The organism is Chitinophaga sp. W3I9, from assembly GCF_050434025.1.
Classification (GTDB): domain Bacteria; phylum Bacteroidota; class Bacteroidia; order Chitinophagales; family Chitinophagaceae; genus Chitinophaga.
Window position 1 is genome coordinate 3,720,099 of sequence record NZ_JBNPWC010000001.1, and the last position, 20,540, is coordinate 3,740,638.

The 20,540-nt window shown below is 50.0% G+C and carries 9 protein-coding genes; 8 read left to right on the plus strand and 1 reads right to left on the minus strand.

Annotation, left to right across the window (positions count from 1 at the left end):
- Positions 1-3 precede the first annotated feature (3 nt).
- Positions 4-2,628 (minus strand): alpha-L-fucosidase, encoded by a 2,625-nt coding sequence (locus QFZ51_RS15475; protein ID WP_429046986.1) that lies wholly within the window; start codon positions 2,626-2,628, stop codon positions 4-6.
- A gap of 449 nt (positions 2,629-3,077) precedes the next feature.
- Here QFZ51_RS15475 and QFZ51_RS15480 point away from each other — a divergent pair, with 449 nt between their 5' ends.
- Genes QFZ51_RS15480 through QFZ51_RS15515 form a run of 8 tightly spaced genes read left to right on the plus strand, consistent with a single transcriptional unit; the run spans position 3,078 to position 20,528 of the window.
- A complete protein-coding gene (locus QFZ51_RS15480) occupies positions 3,078-6,314 on the plus strand; it encodes a SusC/RagA family TonB-linked outer membrane protein (protein ID WP_429046987.1) in 3,237 nt (1,078 codons plus the stop codon).
- A 42-nt stretch (positions 6,315-6,356) separates the two neighbouring features.
- Positions 6,357-8,369, plus strand: coding sequence for a RagB/SusD family nutrient uptake outer membrane protein (locus QFZ51_RS15485; protein WP_429046988.1), 2,013 nt, complete (start codon positions 6,357-6,359; stop codon positions 8,367-8,369).
- A gap of 55 nt (positions 8,370-8,424) precedes the next feature.
- A complete protein-coding gene (locus tag QFZ51_RS15490) occupies positions 8,425-10,020 on the plus strand; it encodes a polysaccharide lyase (RefSeq protein WP_429046989.1) in 1,596 nt (531 codons plus the stop codon).
- 16 nt (positions 10,021-10,036) lie between these two features.
- Complete coding sequence (locus QFZ51_RS15495; RefSeq protein WP_429046990.1) at positions 10,037-11,491, plus strand: pectate lyase; 1,455 nt, start codon at positions 10,037-10,039, stop codon at positions 11,489-11,491.
- A 32-nt stretch (positions 11,492-11,523) separates the two neighbouring features.
- Positions 11,524-12,213 (plus strand): DUF3826 domain-containing protein, encoded by a 690-nt coding sequence (locus QFZ51_RS15500; RefSeq protein WP_429046991.1) that lies wholly within the window; start codon positions 11,524-11,526, stop codon positions 12,211-12,213.
- A gap of 6 nt (positions 12,214-12,219) precedes the next feature.
- On the plus strand, positions 12,220-15,366 hold the full coding sequence (locus tag QFZ51_RS15505) for a DUF6298 domain-containing protein (protein ID WP_429046992.1): 3,147 nt from the start codon (positions 12,220-12,222) through the stop codon (positions 15,364-15,366).
- Positions 15,367-15,383: 17 nt separating this feature from the next.
- Positions 15,384-19,418, plus strand: a complete 4,035-nt coding sequence (locus QFZ51_RS15510) for a DUF4038 domain-containing protein (RefSeq protein WP_429046993.1) — start codon at positions 15,384-15,386, stop codon at positions 19,416-19,418.
- 24 nt (positions 19,419-19,442) lie between these two features.
- A complete protein-coding gene (locus QFZ51_RS15515; protein ID WP_429046994.1) occupies positions 19,443-20,528 on the plus strand; it encodes a sialidase family protein in 1,086 nt (361 codons plus the stop codon).
- The last annotated feature ends 12 nt before the right edge of the window (positions 20,529-20,540 follow it).

Below are 20,540 nucleotides of genomic sequence, written 5' to 3' on the forward strand. Positions count from 1 at the left end.
TGTTTAGTTCGTAGTGCTGATATTATTTCCTATTTCTTCCAGTGCCTGGTGGTTCAGTTTTACGCGAACCATACCGATGGGATGAAAACGTTTATCATTATTAATGGCGGCATATAGTATGGTATAGTGGTCGTTTCCTTCCGGTATCAGGCAAAGCGGCGTTCTCATGATATCCCACCACTTTTTTACTTTGGCCTGGATCGGTAAGTAACGTGCAGCGGTCCAGTGAAGGCCGTCTTTGGAAAGCGTATAGCCCATCATGTTAGGAAGGTGTAATCCGAACCCTTCCGGGCCGCCGTCAAAAATAGCGATGTATAGTCCGTTGGGCAGTTTGCTTACAAGCGGGTTTTCAACAAACCAGGGATGAATGGAAGTTACGGGATTTATGCTGCTGTCCATCCGGGTCCACGGCCCTTCCAGGGTAGAAGACCGGGCGAGGCCAATGAACCAGCCTTTGCCTGATTTTGCGGGATAGTCTTCCTGCCTGGCGTAAGGATAGGCGCCTGCATAAAACGACAGCCATTCCTTCCCAACAGGATACGGAAAAAAGGAAGCTACGCCCTGGCGGCCCTCCCAGAGTTGTGTATCCAGGCCGGGTTCCATCACGATGCCTTTATCCGTATAAGGTCCGCCAATGCCCTCAATGCCTTTTTTTACCGATTCCGCGCGCCAGATCCTTCCAAAGGAATGATTCGGCTCAATATCTTTATGCACAGTATAGGCAAGGTAATATCCATACCAGCGTTGATGTGTTTCGCTGTATACAGGGATAAACGACCACAGTGCCGCGCGGCGGTCATTTATAGGATTATCGTCTGCTGTCAGCGCATATTGCCCGCTGGCCTGGTAAAGTGTTTTCTGCCGTTTCCAGTGTATGGCGTCCGTGCTGGTCCAGTGCCCGATGCGTGTTTTCACCCGGTCGTAGTACGGCGGAATACCTGGTTGTCCTGCTCTTTCGGTAGGAAACAAATGATAGGTGCCGTTCACCTTCACACAGGCGCCTCCTTCAAAACCGCCCTGGATGCCGGTTGTACCGGGCATGCCTTCATTGATCACCGGGGTATCGGGACCGTCTATAATATCAAACAGTGGTGTTTCAGTTTTAAAAAAAGGGGAACCTGCCTGTGCATGGTTCCCCTGCGATTGGGACATTTGTTGCCCGTTCTCGTTCACGTTATGATTAGAATCTTTAAGTACAATCCTGAAAACATAGGCGATGTCGGAAGGTATCCTGGTTTTCGCAGGAATCGTGAGTGTCAGTCCCTGTTCCTCCATGCGGAAAGGACAATTCTCCAGCGATTTTAATCCCAGCAGTTGAAGGGATTGTATGCCGCCGCCCATACTGGCGTTGTTCAGCGCCTTCAGGTGCACCGTCTTGTTATCGCCCGGCCAGTCCAGGAAAACAGCATACAGCGTATCTCCTTTACGCGTGTAGTGTACCCGTTGACCCTCTCCGGTGGTTTCTCCGTACACACTGAAAGGACGGGTGCCATAAATTGCTTCGCCATTGGCCCACATCCATTTGCCTACCCGGAACATTACTTCCTGCTGGTTTTGCGGAATGCGGCCGTCGGATGTTGGAGATAAATTCAGCAGCAGTTGCCCGTTCTTGCTCACCACTTCAATGATCTTATGCACTATTTCTTTTGGGGAGCGGATCTCCATTCCTGCTGTATATCCCCACGACAGGGCAAAGCCGGTGCCAATGGAATAATCGCACAGCCAGGGTTGGGCGATGATGTGGTCTGGATTGCTGTTTTCATGATCCACCATCCCGATGCCTTCCGGTATATCATTCCCTTTGTAGGTCATTGTCACCTCCTGTCCGCGTTGCCCGGCATCATTAAAGTAATGCGCCAGGTATCCTTTGATGTATTGCTCCGGGATATTTTCCAGCCAGGAGTCAAAATACATGATGTCGGGATGATATTTATCCACTACTTCATTACACTTTCCCTGCCACATCTTCAGCCATGCCTCATGCGGCATGGGCGTGCCATATAGTTTGGCATATTTAGGATCTGCCGCTGCCCATCCGGGTTTGGGCTTTACATAACCGTAGTTCAGTTCATGATGCAATGACACGAAAAACTTCATGCCTCTTTTGCGGATGGCTTTTTCCAGTTCCCCTACCACATCGCGGTGGGGGCCCATTTGTTTGGCGTTAAAAGGTGTCAGTTGGCTGTCCCACATGGCAAACCCGTCGTGATGCTCACCTACAGGCCCGGCAAACCGCGCCCCGCTTTTTACAAACAGGTCGGCCCATTCATCTGCATTGAAATATTCCCCTTTGAACATCGGGATAAAATCATGATAACCAAATTTTGACAGTGGTCCATATAATGCGATATGTCGCTGATACGTGCCCAGTTTGGAATAACCCGAATCGGCATGCATATGCGAATAGTAATGTTCATTATTATATGCAGGAACGGTGTACACTCCCCAATGGCAGTAAATACCAAATTTCGCATCACGGATCCATTCCGGCACTTCTTTATGTTGCTGAAGTGAATTCCACTCAGGTTGATAAACAATATTTTTTTGAGCAGATGATAACTGGTAAAATAAGATGATCAATAGCAGTAGTAACCCCTGCCGGTATTTAAACAGCATTGTATTCTTCATAACCTGGATTTAATGAAACAGCAGTCAGGATTGTAAGAGGAAGACCAGGTTGATAATAAAAATATAAATAGTGAATGTGACGGGTAAACTTTTTTTAATCACCTCAACTTTTACCAAGATAGTGTTTTTTATGAACTATGGTATACTATGGTATACTTTTTTCCAAAATAGATTCCCGGCAACGATGCCGGCAACGATTGCGTAAAAAAAAACGGGTGATATACCTTTTTTAAGTAAATATTTTTCTAGCTTGATCCCAGGATATACTCCTCAAGAATTCCGGGAGTAATTATCAGAGGGGAACAGCGTCTCTGATTGTAAAGGAAAGACCATAAAAATTCCTTTGTTATGAAAAATAAAAATTCCATTCCTGTCTGCAATGTTATTATTGTCTGATAGACACTAATCTATTCTGTCAACTCTTATTGTCCATCTAAATCATTCAATCAATGATTAATCAGCTACTTCCTGGTAAGCCATTTACCACAGGGGCGATCCTATTACTGCTATTCTTTTATATATGTGCCTGTATCCCTGCTGTATCTGCGCAAACGGCAGCCCCTATCACCGTAAGAGGAAAAGTATTATCAGATAAAGGAGAAGAAATTCCCGGCGTCACCGTCCGCGTTAAAGGCGTTTCAAAAGGCTCCATCACCAATGCTGATGGCAATTACACCATCCAGGTGCCCAACGGCAAATCGGTGCTGGTGTTTTCATTTATCAGCCACGCCCCGGTAGAAGTACCGGTGAACGACCGGCAAGTGGTGAACGTCACCATGAAAAACGGCACCACAGATCTCTCCGAAACAGTAGTAGTAGGTTACGGCACACAAACAAAAGGACACTTAACCGGCGCCATCACTACTATCAAAGCCAAAGAGGTGGAAGACCTGCCGGTAGGCAATCTTGGCGCCGCACTGCGAAGCCGCGTGCTCGGCCTATCCGTGAGTGGAGGTACCGCACGGCCAGGCTCACAGGCCACATTAACGATCAGGAATCCTGCCACTTTCGCGAAAGATGGTGGCTCCACCGACCCGCTGTATGTAATCGACGGCGTGATCCAGGTGACCGGCGACGGTAAAAATGATGCGGAACAATTCAATAACCTCGACCCCTCCGAAGTGGAAAGCATCAGCATCCTGAAAGATGGTTCAGCCGCGATTTATGGCTCCAGGGCGGCAAACGGCGTAGTGCTGGTAACTACCAAACGCGGCCGCGCAGGCGCCCCCAGGATCAGCTACAGCGGCTCTTATGGTATCAACGATGAAAGCTACCGCACCAAAATGCTGAGCGCCTATGGCTATGCACAGTATATCAATATCATGAACGGACCCTATGGTGAAAATAAAGACACCACAGATCAGAATGCGTTTTTCTCCGCCGATGAACTGGAACATTTTAAAACAATTAACCACGACTGGCTCGATCCCGTGTGGCAAAGTTCTTCCAATACCCGCCATACACTGAACATCAGCGGTGGCACAGAAAAATCTACCTTTTTTGCCAGCGGATCCTACTATTCGCAAAATGGCAATTTAAGCAGTCTCGATTATAAAAAATGGACCTTCCGCGCAGGCGGGGATATCACAGTAGCTTCAGGATTGAAGGTAGGATTGCAGGTATCCGGCAACTGGTCGGACCAGGTGAGAACCTATAACAAAATAGGCAACGAAAACGAAGAAAACGACTATCGCAACCTGCTCCTCGCACCCCGCTATATCCCGTCTTACGTAGATGGATACCCGGTGAAAATACCAGGCAGTGATAAACTCTCCGGCTATCATTTTTACGAAATTGAAAGATTGAAGAATCTCTCAGAAACAAAAGACAAAACACTCGCGGTAAATGCATACGCGGAATATGAACTCCCTTTTCTGCAAGGATTAAAGGCCAGGGTGAACTATGCGCGCTACTTTACCGGGACAAACGCTTCACAGATAGGCACCACCTATAAGCTCTATGACTTCAACCGTACCGGTACAAACGCACATATCTATGATGACGGGGCCACCGTGAAATTACCGGGCGCAACATACGAAAATGGTAACCGGCTTTATTACTCCAACTCAAACGGAGAATCAGAACAGGTGAACTTCACGCTCAACTATGCCCGCGCATTCGGCAAACATAATATCAGCGGCCTGTTCTCTGTTGAAAAAGGAGAAGCCTATGTAAAACAGGAAGATGTATGGAAAGAAAAGCCCATAGCCGGTACCAATGGCCAGTTTGGCAGCGCTTTCGGCGCCATCGATGGCAGAACATCAGGAGCAGAATCCGGTACACTGGGTTATATAGGCCGCGTTAATTACAGCTATGCAGACAAGTACCTGGCGGAATTCCTGTTCCGCACAGATGCTTCCACCCATTTCGCACCCGAAAATTACTGGGGTTCATTTTATTCTTTGTCAGCCGGCTGGGTAATCTCCAATGAATCTTTCTTTAAATCTTCTACAGTTAATTATCTCAAATTAAGATACTCCGCCGGCCTGTTGGGTAAAGATGATACAAAGGCATGGCAATGGCGGCAGCGCTACAGCTTCCAGGGCGGGAAAGGAGCCGTGTTTGGTGGTAATGCAGATGTAACAACAGGTATGAAGATGGAAGCCTCTCCTAACAGGAATGCTACCTGGAGTAATGAGTTCAAAAATAATCTTGGTATAGACGCGCGTTTCCTGCAAAACCGCCTCTCCCTTACCATGGAAGGATTCTATAACAAGGGAACGGATTTATTGATGGAAAGAACCGCTACGGCGCCTCTCACCGTAGGCGGAAGTGTGGCGGCAGAAAACTGGGGCAAGATGGACTTCTTCGGCTATGAAGTAAGCCTGGGCTGGAACGACAGGATCAGTAAAGATTTTAGTTATGGTGTGGATGCGCGTTTTTCCTGGTATGATAACAAATGGAAACAGGGAAATTTTGCCGCCACAGATGCTTACTATCCCTGGAATAAACAACAGGGGCAATCGGATGATAACGGCATGTGGGGATACGATTACCAGGGTATGTTCAAAACCCAGGGAGATATTGATGCTTATGTAAAACAATATAACATCACTTCCGTGTTTGGCACAGAAGCCAAAGATCTGAAGCCTGGTATGTTATACTACCGCGATGTAAGAGGAGCGCTGAAAACAGATGGCACCTTTGGAGGACCGGATGGTATCATTGATGAAAATGACCAGATCCGGCTGGCGAAAAAAGCCAATAACCACTACGGCTTTGGCTTCACGTTTAAAGCCAATTATAAAGGCATCGGCTTCGATTGCGTAATCGGTGGCTCTTTCGGTGGCTGGGCAGAAATTGACGGTGATTCCAGGGAGAAGATGGATAATGCCATCGACCGGAACTTCCAGAGCAGACCGGCTTACTGGGAAGATATCTACGATCCGGAAATAAATCCCAATGGAAAATATCCAAATCCAAACTGGGAAAGTATTAGTCTCGACCGCGCTTCTGCCTTCTGGAAAGTAAGCGCTTTCAGGATGGGAATGAGAAGCGTGAACCTGAATTACAGCCTGCCTCCGCGCGTTATTAAGGCATTGCGCATCAATAACGCCCGTTTTATCTTGTCGATGCTGAACCCGGTACAGTTCTTCAATCCGTTCGACTATAAAGCAGCGGAAGGCGCTTATGATGTTTTTCCAAACTTGAGAACTTATTCTTTAGGTGTTAATCTGACACTCTGATTCGTTTACGAATTGATCTATAACGTTATGATAAATAAAATCATGAAATATAGTAAAACATTAATCGCCACCGCCTTCGTGTTGTCGGCGCTGGCAGCCTGTAAAAAAGACTTCCTCGAAGAGAAGCGTGATCTGGGCGGTGTAAACGAGCAGGTATTCCAGGATTCTACGCTGGCCCAGGCTTATGTGGACTACATATACGGTATGTTCCTGCCTGCGGGTAATGCGCAGTCGCTCGCCTGGAACCTCGCTACCAACAACAACCAGTTTACGCAAACAACAGAGGAATTGCCGGGTGAAACCAACTGGAACAAATTATGGCCGGCTGTTTCTTACCTGAATGCACACGCACTGCCTTATTTCGGCGTGCCGCTTGCGTCAGGCGTTAACAACAACACCTGGACCAGGATGAAGCAGATCAACCTGTTCTTCGACCAGGTAGATCAATACAGCCTGCCATTGTATACCCGGAACAAACTAAAGGGACAATTATATTTCTGGCGCGCCTGGCAGTACTTCGACCTCATAAGACTTTACGGCGGCGTTCCGCTGGTGTTGCACGCGCAGGACCCCATTGTAGGGGCAGGAGAAAACCTCCAGATTCCCCGCAGCGCCAGCTCGGCATGTATTGACCAAATCTCTGCAGATTTAGATTCTGCCATGGCCATGCTGCCGGGCAAATGGCCCTCCGGAGCCGACTGGGGAAGAATTACCAGCGGTGCAGCGGCAGCCATGAAGGGCCGTGTGCTGCTTACCTGGGCAAGCCCGCAGTTTAACCGTAACAACGACAAGGCCCGTTGGAAAAAATCGTATGATGCCAATCTCGCTGCGAAGCTGTTACTGGAAGCCAACGGGTTTGGCTTATATAAAACAGGCAACCTGCCCGATGGCACTGCCTGGGAAAATATGTTCCTGGCAGAAGCCAACAACCCCGAAGCCGTACTCGTGTTTGGATTTAATAACGTGATCTCCGACCAGGTGCAGAAATGGAACGGATGGGAAAATGCAGCCAGGCCCAAAGAGATATTTGGCGATGGTTCCCTGAGTCCTACCAAACAAATGCTGGACGCTTTCCCAATGAAAGATGGTAAAATGCCGGGACAATCATCTTACACTTACGAGGCTAAAAAGTTTTATAAAAACAGGGATCCCCGTTTTTATAAAACATTCGCTTATAACGGAAGCATGTGGCCATTCAAGGAAAATTCAAAGTACAGGCTGTGGACTTACCGCTGGTTTGCCAATGCCTCGGCTGCAACACCTGCTTCCACCACGGAGCAGCGCGGCACTAACAGCAGCGGCGTGTATATCCGTAAAGCAACTACGGGTAACGCCAGCAATGCAGTGGGCAACTTTAAAACCAGCGGCACCGATTTTATAGAACTGCGTTTTGCAGAAGTAATCCTTAACCTGGCGGAAAGCGCCATCGGCATGGATAACATCGGCGAAGGACTGGATTATGTTAAAACGATCAGGGAAAGAGCAGGCGTGGAAAACCTCGATGGCGCATATGGCTTAAGCGGTATCGCTGGCGCTGATCCGGCTTTTGCGGCTGTACTGAACGAAAGGAAAATTGAACTGGCCTACGAAGGAAAACGTTTCTGGGACCTGCGGCGCTGGTTGCTGTTTAATAATGATAATGGCACCTGTGCCCGTTTGGGCGTTCCGCCTTTAAATGGCACCCGCAGAACGGGCATTTTTATCTATGTAAAAAATACCGATGGTACAAAATATACCGGCGCCAACAACCAGGACCCGCTTTATACGCCGCAACACGGCGGCAGCGGCAAAGTGCTGGCTGATCGTGAACCGGCCGCTTTCCCGCCGGGCATCAACAACCAGGACGAGTATGTAGATTACCTGTATGATAATTATTTTGAGGTGACAGAGAAAGATGACCTGGACCCGACTAAGAACGACTGGAAGTTTACCTGGTATAATCAATATTATTTCTTCGGATTAAATCAAACGATTCTTAACAATGCACCATACCTGGAACAAACCAAGGACTGGGATGGCTTTACAGGTCCGGGTTCTTTCGACCCGCTTAAATAAAGGAAATCAGCTTTAACAACAACCATAACAACAATGAAGAACAGAAAAGGTATTTTTGCTGGCAGTAGCAGCAATTTGTGTATCGGTACAGGCGGCACAAGCCCAGTACCCCACCATACCAAAGCGCATACAGGACTCCAGCGAGGCAGCACTGAAAGAAGCGCAACGGCTCTCGGACGAAGCCTGGGCAAAAGCATTACCCATTATTCAAAAAGATGCGGTAAACGGGAAACCTTACATTCCCTGGGCTACCCGCCCTTATGATCTGCCGCAGGCAGATATTCCGGCCTTTCCCGGCGCTATGGGCGGTGGCGCTTATTCCTTTGGTGGCAGGGGAGGAAAAGTATACGTGGTAACCAGCCTGGAAGACCGTGGCCCCGGCACTTTACGGGATGCCTGTGAACAGGGAGGCGCACGTATCGTAGTGTTCAACGTAGCGGGCATTATCCGCCTGAAAAGTCCCCTTATTATACGGGCGCCTTACATCACCATCGCAGGGCAAACTGCGCCTGGCGACGGTGTATGTGTGGCCGGTGAATCTGTTTGGATCAACACGCATGATGTAGTGCTGCGCTATATGCGTTTCCGGCGCGGGGAAACCTACGTTGGCCGCAGGGACGACGCACTGGGCGGTAATCCTGTCGGCAATATCATCATCGATCATTGCTCTACCAGCTGGGGACTGGATGAAAATATTTCTATCTACCGTCACATGTACAATGCAGGAGACGGTTCACAGGATCAGAAGCTGGCAACCGTGAATGTAACCATCCAGAATACAATCTCCGCTGAAGCGCTGGATACCTACAACCATTCTTTTGGCAGCACATTGGGCGGCGAAAACGCCACCTTCATGCGCAACCTGTGGGCCTGCAATACCGGTCGTAATCCCTCCATCGGATGGAATGGCGTGTTTAACTTCGTGAATAACGTTGTGTTCAACTGGCGTCACCGTTCTGCTGATGGATCTGACTACCGCGGCATGTTCAACATGATCAATAACTATTATAAACCCGGACCGATCACACCAAAAGATGAACCGGTAGGCCACCGTATCCTGAAACCTGAATCCGGCCGCAGTAAGCTCGGCTATCATGTATACGGCAGGGCTTATGTGCAAGGCAATATCATGGAAGGCTACGATAAAGTAACGAAAGACAACTGGGATGGCGGTGTACAGGTGGAAGATGAAGCAAATGCAGGACCCTACCGCGACAGCATGCGGGTGAACAAGCCTTTCCCGATGCCATCGTTCCCAATGATGTCTGCAAAGGAAGCATTTGACTATGTATTGAAAAATGCAGGCGCCACCCTTCCTAAGCGCGATGCCGTGGATACCCGCATTGTAGAACAGGTGCGCACCGGCAAGATCCAATACAAGACTAATTCCGCTACCGATATAGGCAGCGAGTTCCTGAAACGCCGGCTCGATAAAGAATCCTATAAAGAAGGAATTATTTCAGATATCAGCCAGGTAGGCGGATACCCTGTGTACAAAGGCACACCGTACAAAGACAGTGATCAGGATGGTATGCCGGATGAGTGGGAGAAGAAGCACGGATTAAATCCCAATGATGCATCGGACGCATCCAGGCTGGCTACCAACGGCAATGGATACACGAATATTGAACAGTTCCTGAATCACTCATAATTACAAAACCTCCTGAATGGGCCTTAAAGCACTTTCTTCCAGAACATACGTCTCTGCATTCTCCCTGCTGATGTTCATCACCTGTGCTAAAATACAGCACGGGTTTGATGAACACGGCGGAACAGAAAACACGGAAGCATTACCCGCTTTTCCGGGTGCGGAAGGCTATGGTAAATACGCCACCGGTGGGAGAGGCGGTAAAGTAGTGGAAGTTACCAATCTGAATGATGCAGGACCCGGCAGCTTCCGCCAGGCATTCCTGGAATATCCCGATGATCCCATCACCATTGTGTTTCGCGTGGGTGGCATCATTGAGCTGCATTCCGCCATTAAAGTACAGCGTTCCAACGTTACCGTAGCAGGACAAACAGCACCTGGAAACGGCATCTGCCTGAAAGGTCATTCGCTCATCATGAATGGTGCACGGGCTTTGAGCAAAGGAGGTAACCACGGCAATATTATTATCCGTCACCTGCGCTCCAGACCCGGTGCAACGCTGTCCACCGGCGTTTACGGCTTTGATATGGAAAACTGCCACAACGTGATCATTGACCATTGCTCTTTCAGTTGGGCCAATGAAGAATGCGCCGCGTTATACGACACAAAATATACCACGGTGCAATGGTGCATTGTGAGCGAAGGACTTTACAATGCCGGCCACGCAAAGGGCGTGCGTTCCTATGGGGGCGTATGGGGAGGGCAGTATGCGTCTTATCATCATAACCTTATCGCGCATCAGAACAGCCGTACCGTAAGGTTTAACGGCGCCCGTGCGCACGATACAACCGCACTGGTGGACTATCGCAATAATGTGATCTACAATTGGGGCAGTGCAGGCGCCTGTTATGGCGGGGAAGTGGAAATACCCGGAGGAAAGTCCACCGTAAACATCATCAATAATTATTACAAACCAGGTCCCGCTACTGCGGCCACCCGCAAATTTGTGGAGGCCAGCTATACCGCGGCTAAAGCGCTGGGCATCGGAAAATGGTATGTAGCCGGTAATATCATGGAAGGCAGTACCGGTATGACCGCGGATAACTGGCTGGGAACAGACCTCGCAAAGATCCCTGAAGCAAACAGGGGGGAAGCCCGGTCAGCGGCGCCTTTCCCGGTTACAGCCGTGTTGCCGCTGCAAAGTGCAAAGGACGCCTATAACGCGGTGCTCGCGGAGGCAGGCGCCACACGTCCCCAACGGGATGCAGTGGATGCGCGCATCGTAAAGGAAACACGCACTGTTACTGCCAGTGGCGCAGGTTCATCAGGGAAGCCCGGCATTATTGACCTGCCGGCTGCCGTGGGAGGCTGGCCTGCCTACACAGGTGCAGAGGCGCCGGCAGATACTGATCATGATGGCATGCCGGATGAATGGGAAAAGAAGAACGGCTCAGATCCGGGTAACCCGGACGACCGGAATGTTGTGAATAAAAAAGGATACACCAGGTTGGAAATGTATCTGAACAGCTTGTAAATAATACACGTGATATTTTAACTTGTGGAACCATGATCAATACTTTGGAAAATTTTATTAAGAAGAGATACCTGCTGTTGTTTGGAGTCCTTCTTTTTTGCCAGGCAGCTGTATTTGCGAGGCAGGCTAACACGGAGGATGACACAGCTTATATCCGCACCACCAATCAGCGGGCGGATAAAATTGTAGCCACCCTCGGCGTTGCCAATGCAGATAGCGCCCTGCTCGTACGGGACGTGATCGCGCAGCAATACCGCTATTTAAATGAAGTCCAGGCAAAGCACGACCAGGAAGTAAAGTTGGCTAAAGAACAATTTGCCAATGACAAACCGGCTTTAACCACACAGCTGAAAGGAATAGAAGATGCCACTAACCAGCAACTGGATAAAGGACATACAGGGTATTTGGAAAAGCTGTCGGCTTACCTGACTCCGCAACAGGTAAACCAGGTAAAGGACGGCATGACCTATGGCGTGCTGCCGCTTACCTACCGCGTGTATAATGATATGCTGCCCAATCTCACCACTGAGCAAAAAGCGCAGATCATGGCGTGGCTGGTGGAAGCGCGTGAGCATGCGATGGATGCGGGATCATCAGAGAAGAAACATCAATGGTTTGGTAAATACAAAGGAAGGATCAACAATTATCTTTCTGCTGCCGGCATCAATATGAAGCAGGCGGAAGAGGAATGGAAAAAAAGAAGTGCAGCTAAAGCTAAATAGTTGCGCATGGCAGATCAAAACGACCGAATGAATAAGCGCCCGATAATTAGTTTTTGTTTAATAGCAATAAGCGCCGTTACTACCGTTTACGCGCAAAAGAAATCCAAACCGGTACCGCCGGTGGCACTGAATGCCACCGGCAAACTGGTATATAGCCCCGATGCACAGGGCAACCGGATACCGGATTTTTCTTATTGCGGTTATATGGCAGGAGAACAGCCCATTCCCGATGTTCCGGTTCGTATAGTAGTGCCTGTTATAACTGGAGATGCCACTGCGGCTATACAAAATGCGTTGGATGAAGTGGCCGCGTTGCCGCCGGATAACCGCGGCATACGCGGCGCTGTGCAACTGCAGAAGGGCAACTACCACCTTTCGGGCGGCCTTGTAATTCGTGCATCCGGCGTAGTGCTGCGTGGCAGCGGTATGGGTAATGATGGCACCGTGTTAACAGGAGAGGGCCGCGACCGGCAAACGCTGATCCGTATTGCGGGACGGCCCGGCCGGGTAACGGAAGCGCCGGTTAAGATTACGGATGCGTATGTGCCGGTAAATGCCCGTACTGTACAGGTAGCATCGGTACAAGGCTTCAAAGCCGGCGATAAGGTGCTGGTACAACGGCCGTCCACACGGGAATGGATAAACGAACTTGGCATGGACCACCAGGGCGGCGGCATTACTACGCTGGGCTGGAAACCGGGGCAGCGTGATATTGCCTGGGACCGGACGATTGTTGGTATAAACGGCACGGCTATTACCCTGGATGCGCCGCTCACTACTGCATTGGATACCGCCTATGGAGGCGGTACTGTGGCAGCATATCAGTGGCCTGGCCGCATCGCTCAGACCGGTGTGGAACACCTGCGTTGCCGCTCCGCATACGACACCCTTTACCCCAAAGATGAAGCCCACCGGTGGATGGCCATCACGCTGGAAAATGCATGCGATGCCTGGGTGCGGCAGGTAACCTTTGAGCATTTCGCCGGTTCGGCAGTGGCCGTGCTGGAAACAGGCAAACGCATTACCGTGGAAGACTGTAAATCACTGGCGCCGGTATCTGAAATAGGCGGGCAACGCCGCTATACTTTTTTTACTTCCGGGCAGCAAACGCTTTTCCAGCGCAACTACGCGGAGTATGGTTACCATGATTTCGCGGTTGGCTTTTGTGCGCCAGGGCCCAATGCCTTTGTGCAATGCGAAGCGCACCTGCCTTTCAGTTTCAGCGGCGCGATCGATAGCTGGGCTTCCGGTGTGCTCTTCGATATCGTGAACATCGACGGGCAGGCCATTCGCTTTGGCAACCTCGGACAGGATGCACAGGGCGCCGGCTGGAGCGCTGCCAACAGCGTATTATGGCAATGCAGCGCCGCCCGGATAGATTGTTACCGCCCGCCAACAGCCAGTAATTGGGCCTTTGGCTCCTGGGCACAGTTTGCCGGCGACGGCTATTGGGAGTCATCCAATGAACATATCACCCCACGAAGTTTATACTATGCACAACTGGCAGAACGGATAGGCGCCGATGTGTTAAAACGGGCGCAGCTGCTGCCAGTGGAATCCGAAGCCTCCAGCAGCCCGGCAGCAGAACAGGCGGCGGAACTCACTGCACGCGCTGTACAACCCGCGATGGTACTATCAGACTGGATAGATCAATCTGCCGTACGGAATCCTATTCCTGTAAAAATCACCGGTGTTAAAACAGCCAACGGTACCGGTTATACGAAACCGGCTTCTCCTCCTGCACCACCCATGCACATCGCAAACGGCTGGCTGGTGCGCGGCAACAGGCTATTGACCGGCAGGCACTACGAAGTACCCTGGTGGCGTGGCAACACACGGCCCGATGGTATCCGGGAAGCCATGCCGGCGATCACCCGGTTTGTTCCCGGCCGCACCGGTAAAGGATTAACCGACGACCTGCAGGAAGTAGCCGCATGGATGACAAACGAACACTTTGTATCGCTGGAGCATAACTATGGTCTCTGGTACGATCGCCGCCGCGACGATCATGAACGCATCCGCCGTATGGATGGCGAAGTATGGGCTCCCTTCTATGAACTTCCTTTCGCGCGCAGCGGACAGGGAAGCGCATGGGATGGACTAAGCCGCTATGATCTCACCAGGTATAACGACTGGTATTGGAGCCGCCTTAAACAATTTGCAGACCTGGCAGATGAAAAGGGACTGGTACTCGTTCACCAGCAGTATTTTCAGCACAACATCATTGAAGCCGGTGCACACTGGGCGGATTTCCCCTGGCGCACCGCTAACAATATCAATCATACCGGCTTCCCGGAACCACCGCCCTATGCGGGCGACAAGCGCATTTTTATGGCGGCGCAATTCTATGATATTACAGATCCTGTACGCCGCAAACTGCACACCGCTTATATCCGCAAGTGCCTCGACAATTTCGCGGATAACAATGGTGTGATCCATTTGATAGGAGCGGAGTTTACCGGTCCGGTTACCTTTGTAGAGTTCTGGATAGATACCATCCTGGAGTGGGAAAAAGAAACAGGTAAAAAAGTACTTATTGGCCTGAGCACCACCAAAGATGTACAGGACGCTATATTAGCGGATCCGGTGCGCTCAGCTGCTATAACGGTGATAGATATACGCCAGTGGCATTATCAGCCGGATGGCAGTTTGTACGCACCCAAGGGCGGACAGAACCTGGCGCCCCGTCAACATGCCCGCCTGCTGAAACCAAAGAAAAGCAGCTTCGAACAGGTTTACAGGGCGGTGCATGAATGCCGCGAACGCTATGCCGGCAAAGCTGTAGTGTATGCAGGCAGCGCATATGAGGAGCAGTCGTGGGCCGCTTTCATGGCTGGCGGCTCCCTCGCGGGCATTCCCGCCATAGCCGCTGGTGGCTTCCTGGAAGCCGCAGCCACTATGCAACCCATAGTACTCCCCGGTTCCCCGCAGGGACAATGGGCGCTGGGTAATAACGGCAATGCCTATATTATTTATACCAATAACAATGCTCCGGTACAGCTTGATCTGAGCAAAGCCGGTGCGTACAGTGTTTATTGGATTAGTCCAACAGACGGACATCTGCTTAAAAAAGAAAAACAGAAAGGTGGTAAACAGGTCAGCCTCGCCAGCCCGCAACCGGGACCGGTGGTAATCTGGATCGATCGTAAATAAATAAACAAACTGGATGCATGCATAAGATCGCTATTATATTTTTTATTACGTTGCTCTCGGTTACCAATGCCATACATGCACAAACAGGTCGCATTACCAAACTGGGCATTTCTTCCAACGGCAGGTATTTTACCACCGGAGGGAATGCGCCCTTCTTCTGGCTGGGCGATACCGGTTGGTTATTGTTTAATAAATTAACCAGGGAAGAGGCGGAAAAATACCTGGAAGACCGCCGTAAGAAAGGATTCAATGTCATACAGGTAATGGTGGTACATAACCTTGAGCAGGTAAATGCTTATGGTGATTCCGCTTTGATCAATAAAAATATAGCCACCCCGCATACCACAACAGGCAACGCTTTCACAGATACTGCACAGTATGATTACTGGGATCATGTGGACTATATCGTTGGTAAAGCCGCGGAGAAGGGCTTGTATATGGCGCTGGTGCCGGTTTGGGGCTCCAATGTAAAAGCCGGACAGGTAAGCGAACAACAGGCACGCATATACGCTGCGTGGCTGGCAGCCAGGTACAAAAACAAACCCAACATCATCTGGCTGAATGGTGGAGATATTAAAGGCAGCGATGGCATGGAGGTATGGAATGCTATCGGCGCCACGCTCCACGCACAGGATCCCGGTCATCTGCTTACTTTCCATCCACATGGCCGCACGCAATCATCCCGCTGGTTTCACCAGGCTTCCTGGCTGCAGTTCAATATGTTCCAGTCGGGGCATCGCCGTTATGATCAGGACACCAGCGCAGGCGACCTCCACTACGGGGAAGATAACTGGAAATACATTGAAGCCGACTACCGCCAAACACCCGCCAAACCTACGCTTGATGGCGAGCCATCATATGAAGGGATTCCACAGGGATTACATGATTCCCTCGAAGCAAGATGGAACGACAAAGATGTACGGCGCTATGGATACTGGTCGGTGTTTGCCGGCGCAGCAGGTTATACCTACGGTGATAATGCCGTGATGCAGATGCATGCTTCCAAGGATAAAAAAGGAAGCTACGGCGTAACAGATGTTTGGTCCGATGCGATCAATGCACCCGGTGCACAGCAAATGGTACATCTGAAAAATTTATTGTTGTCAAGGCCGTACTTTGAACGGGTGCCCGATCCATCACTCATAGCAGGCGACGCCGGCGATAAATATAACCGCGTGCTGGCTACCCGCGGAAAACAATATGTTTTCATTTATACTTATAACGGCCGCAACTTCCGGGTGAACATGGGCAAAATTGCCGGCGACACGGTGAAGGCGTCCTGGTACGATCCCCGCAACGGCCAGGTAACACTTATTGGCAAATTCCCCAACAAAGGCATCGCCAGCTTTGATCCGCCCGGCACACAACAGGATGGTAACGACTGGGTATTAATACTGGATACCTATGTTCCCGGACGAAAAGTATACCTGTTCACTTCTTTCCGGGAACCGGCCACTGATGGATTGCGTTTGCTGTACAGTTACGACGGTTATCACTGGATGAGTCTGGGCCGCTCTTTCCTGCAACCGCAAGTGGGAGAAAAAAAGCTGATGCGCGATCCTTCTATGGTGCAGGGGCCGGATGGTACTTTTCATCTCGTATGGACCAGCGGCTGGAAAAGTGAAAAAGGCTTTGGTTACGCCAGTTCAAAAGACCTGGTGCATTGGTCGGAGCAACGCGCTATTGATGTGATGGCACACGAACCCGCTACCATGAATGTTTGGGCGCCCGAGCTGTTTTATGACAAAGAGCAGCAACAATTCGTTATTATCTGGGCATCTACGATCCCGCATCGTTTTCCCCGCGGGCAGGAAGATGAAGATAATAACCACCGTATGTACTATACCACCACAAAAGATTTCAAAACATTTTCTCCCGCAAAATTATTTCTCGATCCTGGGTTTAGCGTGATTGACGCCACCATTGTTCAGCAGGCCGCAGGTAAATATGCGCTGGTGCTAAAAGATAATACCCGTCCCGAAAGGAACCTGAAGATGGCGTTCAGTAAGCATCCCACGGGTCCATATATCAATGTTTCAGTCCCGTTTACATCTTCTTTTACGGAAGGGCCTGCTACGGTAAAAGTGGGCAGCGAATGGCTCATTTATTTTGATGCTTATGGAGAGAAATATTACGGCGCAGTAAAGACAAAGGATTTTAAAACATTCACCGATATATCAGACCAGGTGCAGGTGCCGGAAGGGCATAAGCATGGTTCTATCTTCCAGGTAACAGAAAATATACTGGATGTTTTACAGCAACCCGCCGCCGATACCGTAAGATATACCGGGCAAACCCGCGTTAATGTCGATTACCATCACGGGCAGCTAAGTCCCGCCATGGGAGTGCATAACATCCAGGTGTTGCGGGCCAATCGCGAACATCCTGAAAAGGCCGAAGGTACCGGTTATACTTATAACCACGCACCAATGCTGGCTTACCGGAACCACACTTTTTACCTGGAATACCTGAGTGATGAGGTCAGCGAAAGTGTGGCGCCCGGGCAAACACTACTTGCCACCTCCAAAGATGGTTACAATTGGTCAAAGCCGGCCATCATCTTTCCCCTTTATAAAATACCGGATGGCACTACCAAGCAAGGCTATCCCGGTGTGGCGCATAACCTGTATGCGGTAATGCATCAGCGCATGGGTTTTTATACATCAAAAAAAGGACGGTTGCTGGCGTTGGCTTTTTATGGCATCTGCCTCGATGAAGACGACCGGCCCAATGATGGACAAGGCATTGGCCGCGTTGTGCGTGAAATACTCCCTGATGGCAGCTTTGGTCCCATTTACTTCATCCGCTATAACTCCGCCTGGAATGAAAAGAATACGTCTTATCCACACTACAGCGCCAGTCCCGATAAGGACTTTGTAGCCGCGTGCAACGAACTGCTGGCGGATCCGCTGGTAACGCAGCAATGGAATGAAGAAGCAGACAGGAATGATCCGCTGATACCGCTTAAAAAACAATACAAAGCCCTCAGCTATTATCATTTGCCCGATGGCAGGGTTGTAGGGCTATGGAAAAATGCACTCACCGCTATCAGCAACGACGGTGGTAAAACCTGGCCTGAATCGGCTGTAAGGGCGCCGGGCTTTGTAAACGCCAATGCTAAAATATGGGGGCAGCGTACTGCAGATGGCCGCTATGCCACCGTATATAACCCTTCCGAATACCGCTGGCCACTGGCTATTTCCGTAAGTAATAACGGTCTCGATTATACGAATATGTTGCTGGTGCAGGGCGAAATATCTCCCCTGCGCTATAAGGGATATTTTAAGGATTATGGTCCGCAGTATGTGCGCGGCATCACAGAAAATAACGGTACGCCTCCCGGCGGTAATATGTGGATCACGTACAGTATGAATAAGGAAGATATCTGGGTGGCACGCATCCCGGTACCTGTAACCGATAAAGCAACCGCACCTGTAAATGATGTGTTTAAGCAGATGTTGCCGGACACAGCATTGCAGCAATGGAACATCTACAGCCCTGCCTGGGCGCCGGTAAAAATGGAGCAATCCGCAAACGGCCCGGTGTTGGCATTGAAAGACGGCGATCCATATGATTATGCAAAAGCAGAACGCTTGTTTCCCGAAACGCAGCGGGTAGTGGTGGAGTTTTCCATTACCCCTGCACAAAATAATAGAGGACTCCTGCATGCGGAATTGCAGGATACCAAAGGGAATCCCTGCGTACGGCTCATGTTTGAGGCGGACAGTACATTAAAGGCAAAGGCCGGCGCCAAATTTAAAAACATTCTGAAGTACCAGGCCGGCGCTACTTATAATATCCGCATTACCCTGAACACTGCCACCCGTTTTTATACCGTTAATATAAATGGGAAAGATGTATTGACGCAACTCACTTTTGCGCCGGTGCAAAGTGTGGCGCGTATGGTATTCCGCACGGGTATGCCACGGCATACGCCGGATGCAGATACCCCGGCAGAACAAACTTTTGATCTGCCACACGGAGGAGAACCGGAGCAGCCGGCGATATTTTATATCGGATCATTGAAAACAACAGATCCCAATCACAGATAAACTAATCTGTCGAAAACAACGCTTATGACTATACGTATTTTTTGTACAACGATTTTATTGTTCGCTGGTTTACTGGCACAAGGTCAGGCTGGAAATTATCGCGCCGGCATTGTCACCGACGAATTTATATTTGAAAAAGCAGCGTTTCCTTCGTGTCATGCTTCTACCATCGCGGAAACGAAGCAGGGCCTCGTAGCTGCCTGGTTTGGAGGCACAAAGGAAGGACATCCGGATGTGGGCATATGGGTAAGCCGTAAAAAGCAGAGCGGTGAATGGACTGTGCCCGTGGAAGTAGCCAATGGCATACAGCCAAACGGTACCCGCTTTCCCTGCTGGAACCCGGTATTGTACCAGGTACCCGGCGGCGATTTACTGCTGTTCTACAAAATAGGTCCTAAAATATCCGGATGGAAAGGATGGCTGATTACCTCCAAAGATGGCGGCGCTACCTGGTCCGCGCCGGAAGCCTTGCCGGATGGTTATCTGGGACCGATAAAGAATAAACCGGTACTGTTAAGCAATGGTACATTGCTTTGTCCGTCCAGCACAGAAGGAGACCGCTGGAGGGTACATGTTGAATCAACAAAAGACAATGGTAAAACCTGGGAGAAAACTGCGCCCGTGGATGGTGGTGATACTTACAATGCCATACAACCCAGCATATTGTTTTATCCGGACGGAAAGCTGCAGGCGCTTTGCAGAAGTAAGAACCGGGCCATACTGGAGTCCTGGTCAACGGACAACGGCCGCACCTGGTCGCCTTTAGCGCCTATTGCACTGCCCAACAACAATTCAGGAACAGATGCAGTAACCCTGCCTGATGGCCGGCAGGTACTTGTTTACAACCACGTACTGCCACCGGACGGATTGGCCAAAGGTCCACGCACGCCGTTGAATGTAGCCGTATCAGAAGATGGCAAAAACTGGAGCGCAGCATTGGTGCTGGAAAACTCACCCATCAGCCAGTATTCATACCCGGCGGTGATTTATGGCGCGGATGGATTTATCCATATCGTTTACACCTGGAGACGGGAGCGGATCAAATATGTGAAAGTCGATCCGAAGCAACTACAATTGAAAGCAATTAAAAACGGGCAATGGCCTGAGTAACCTGTAACTACT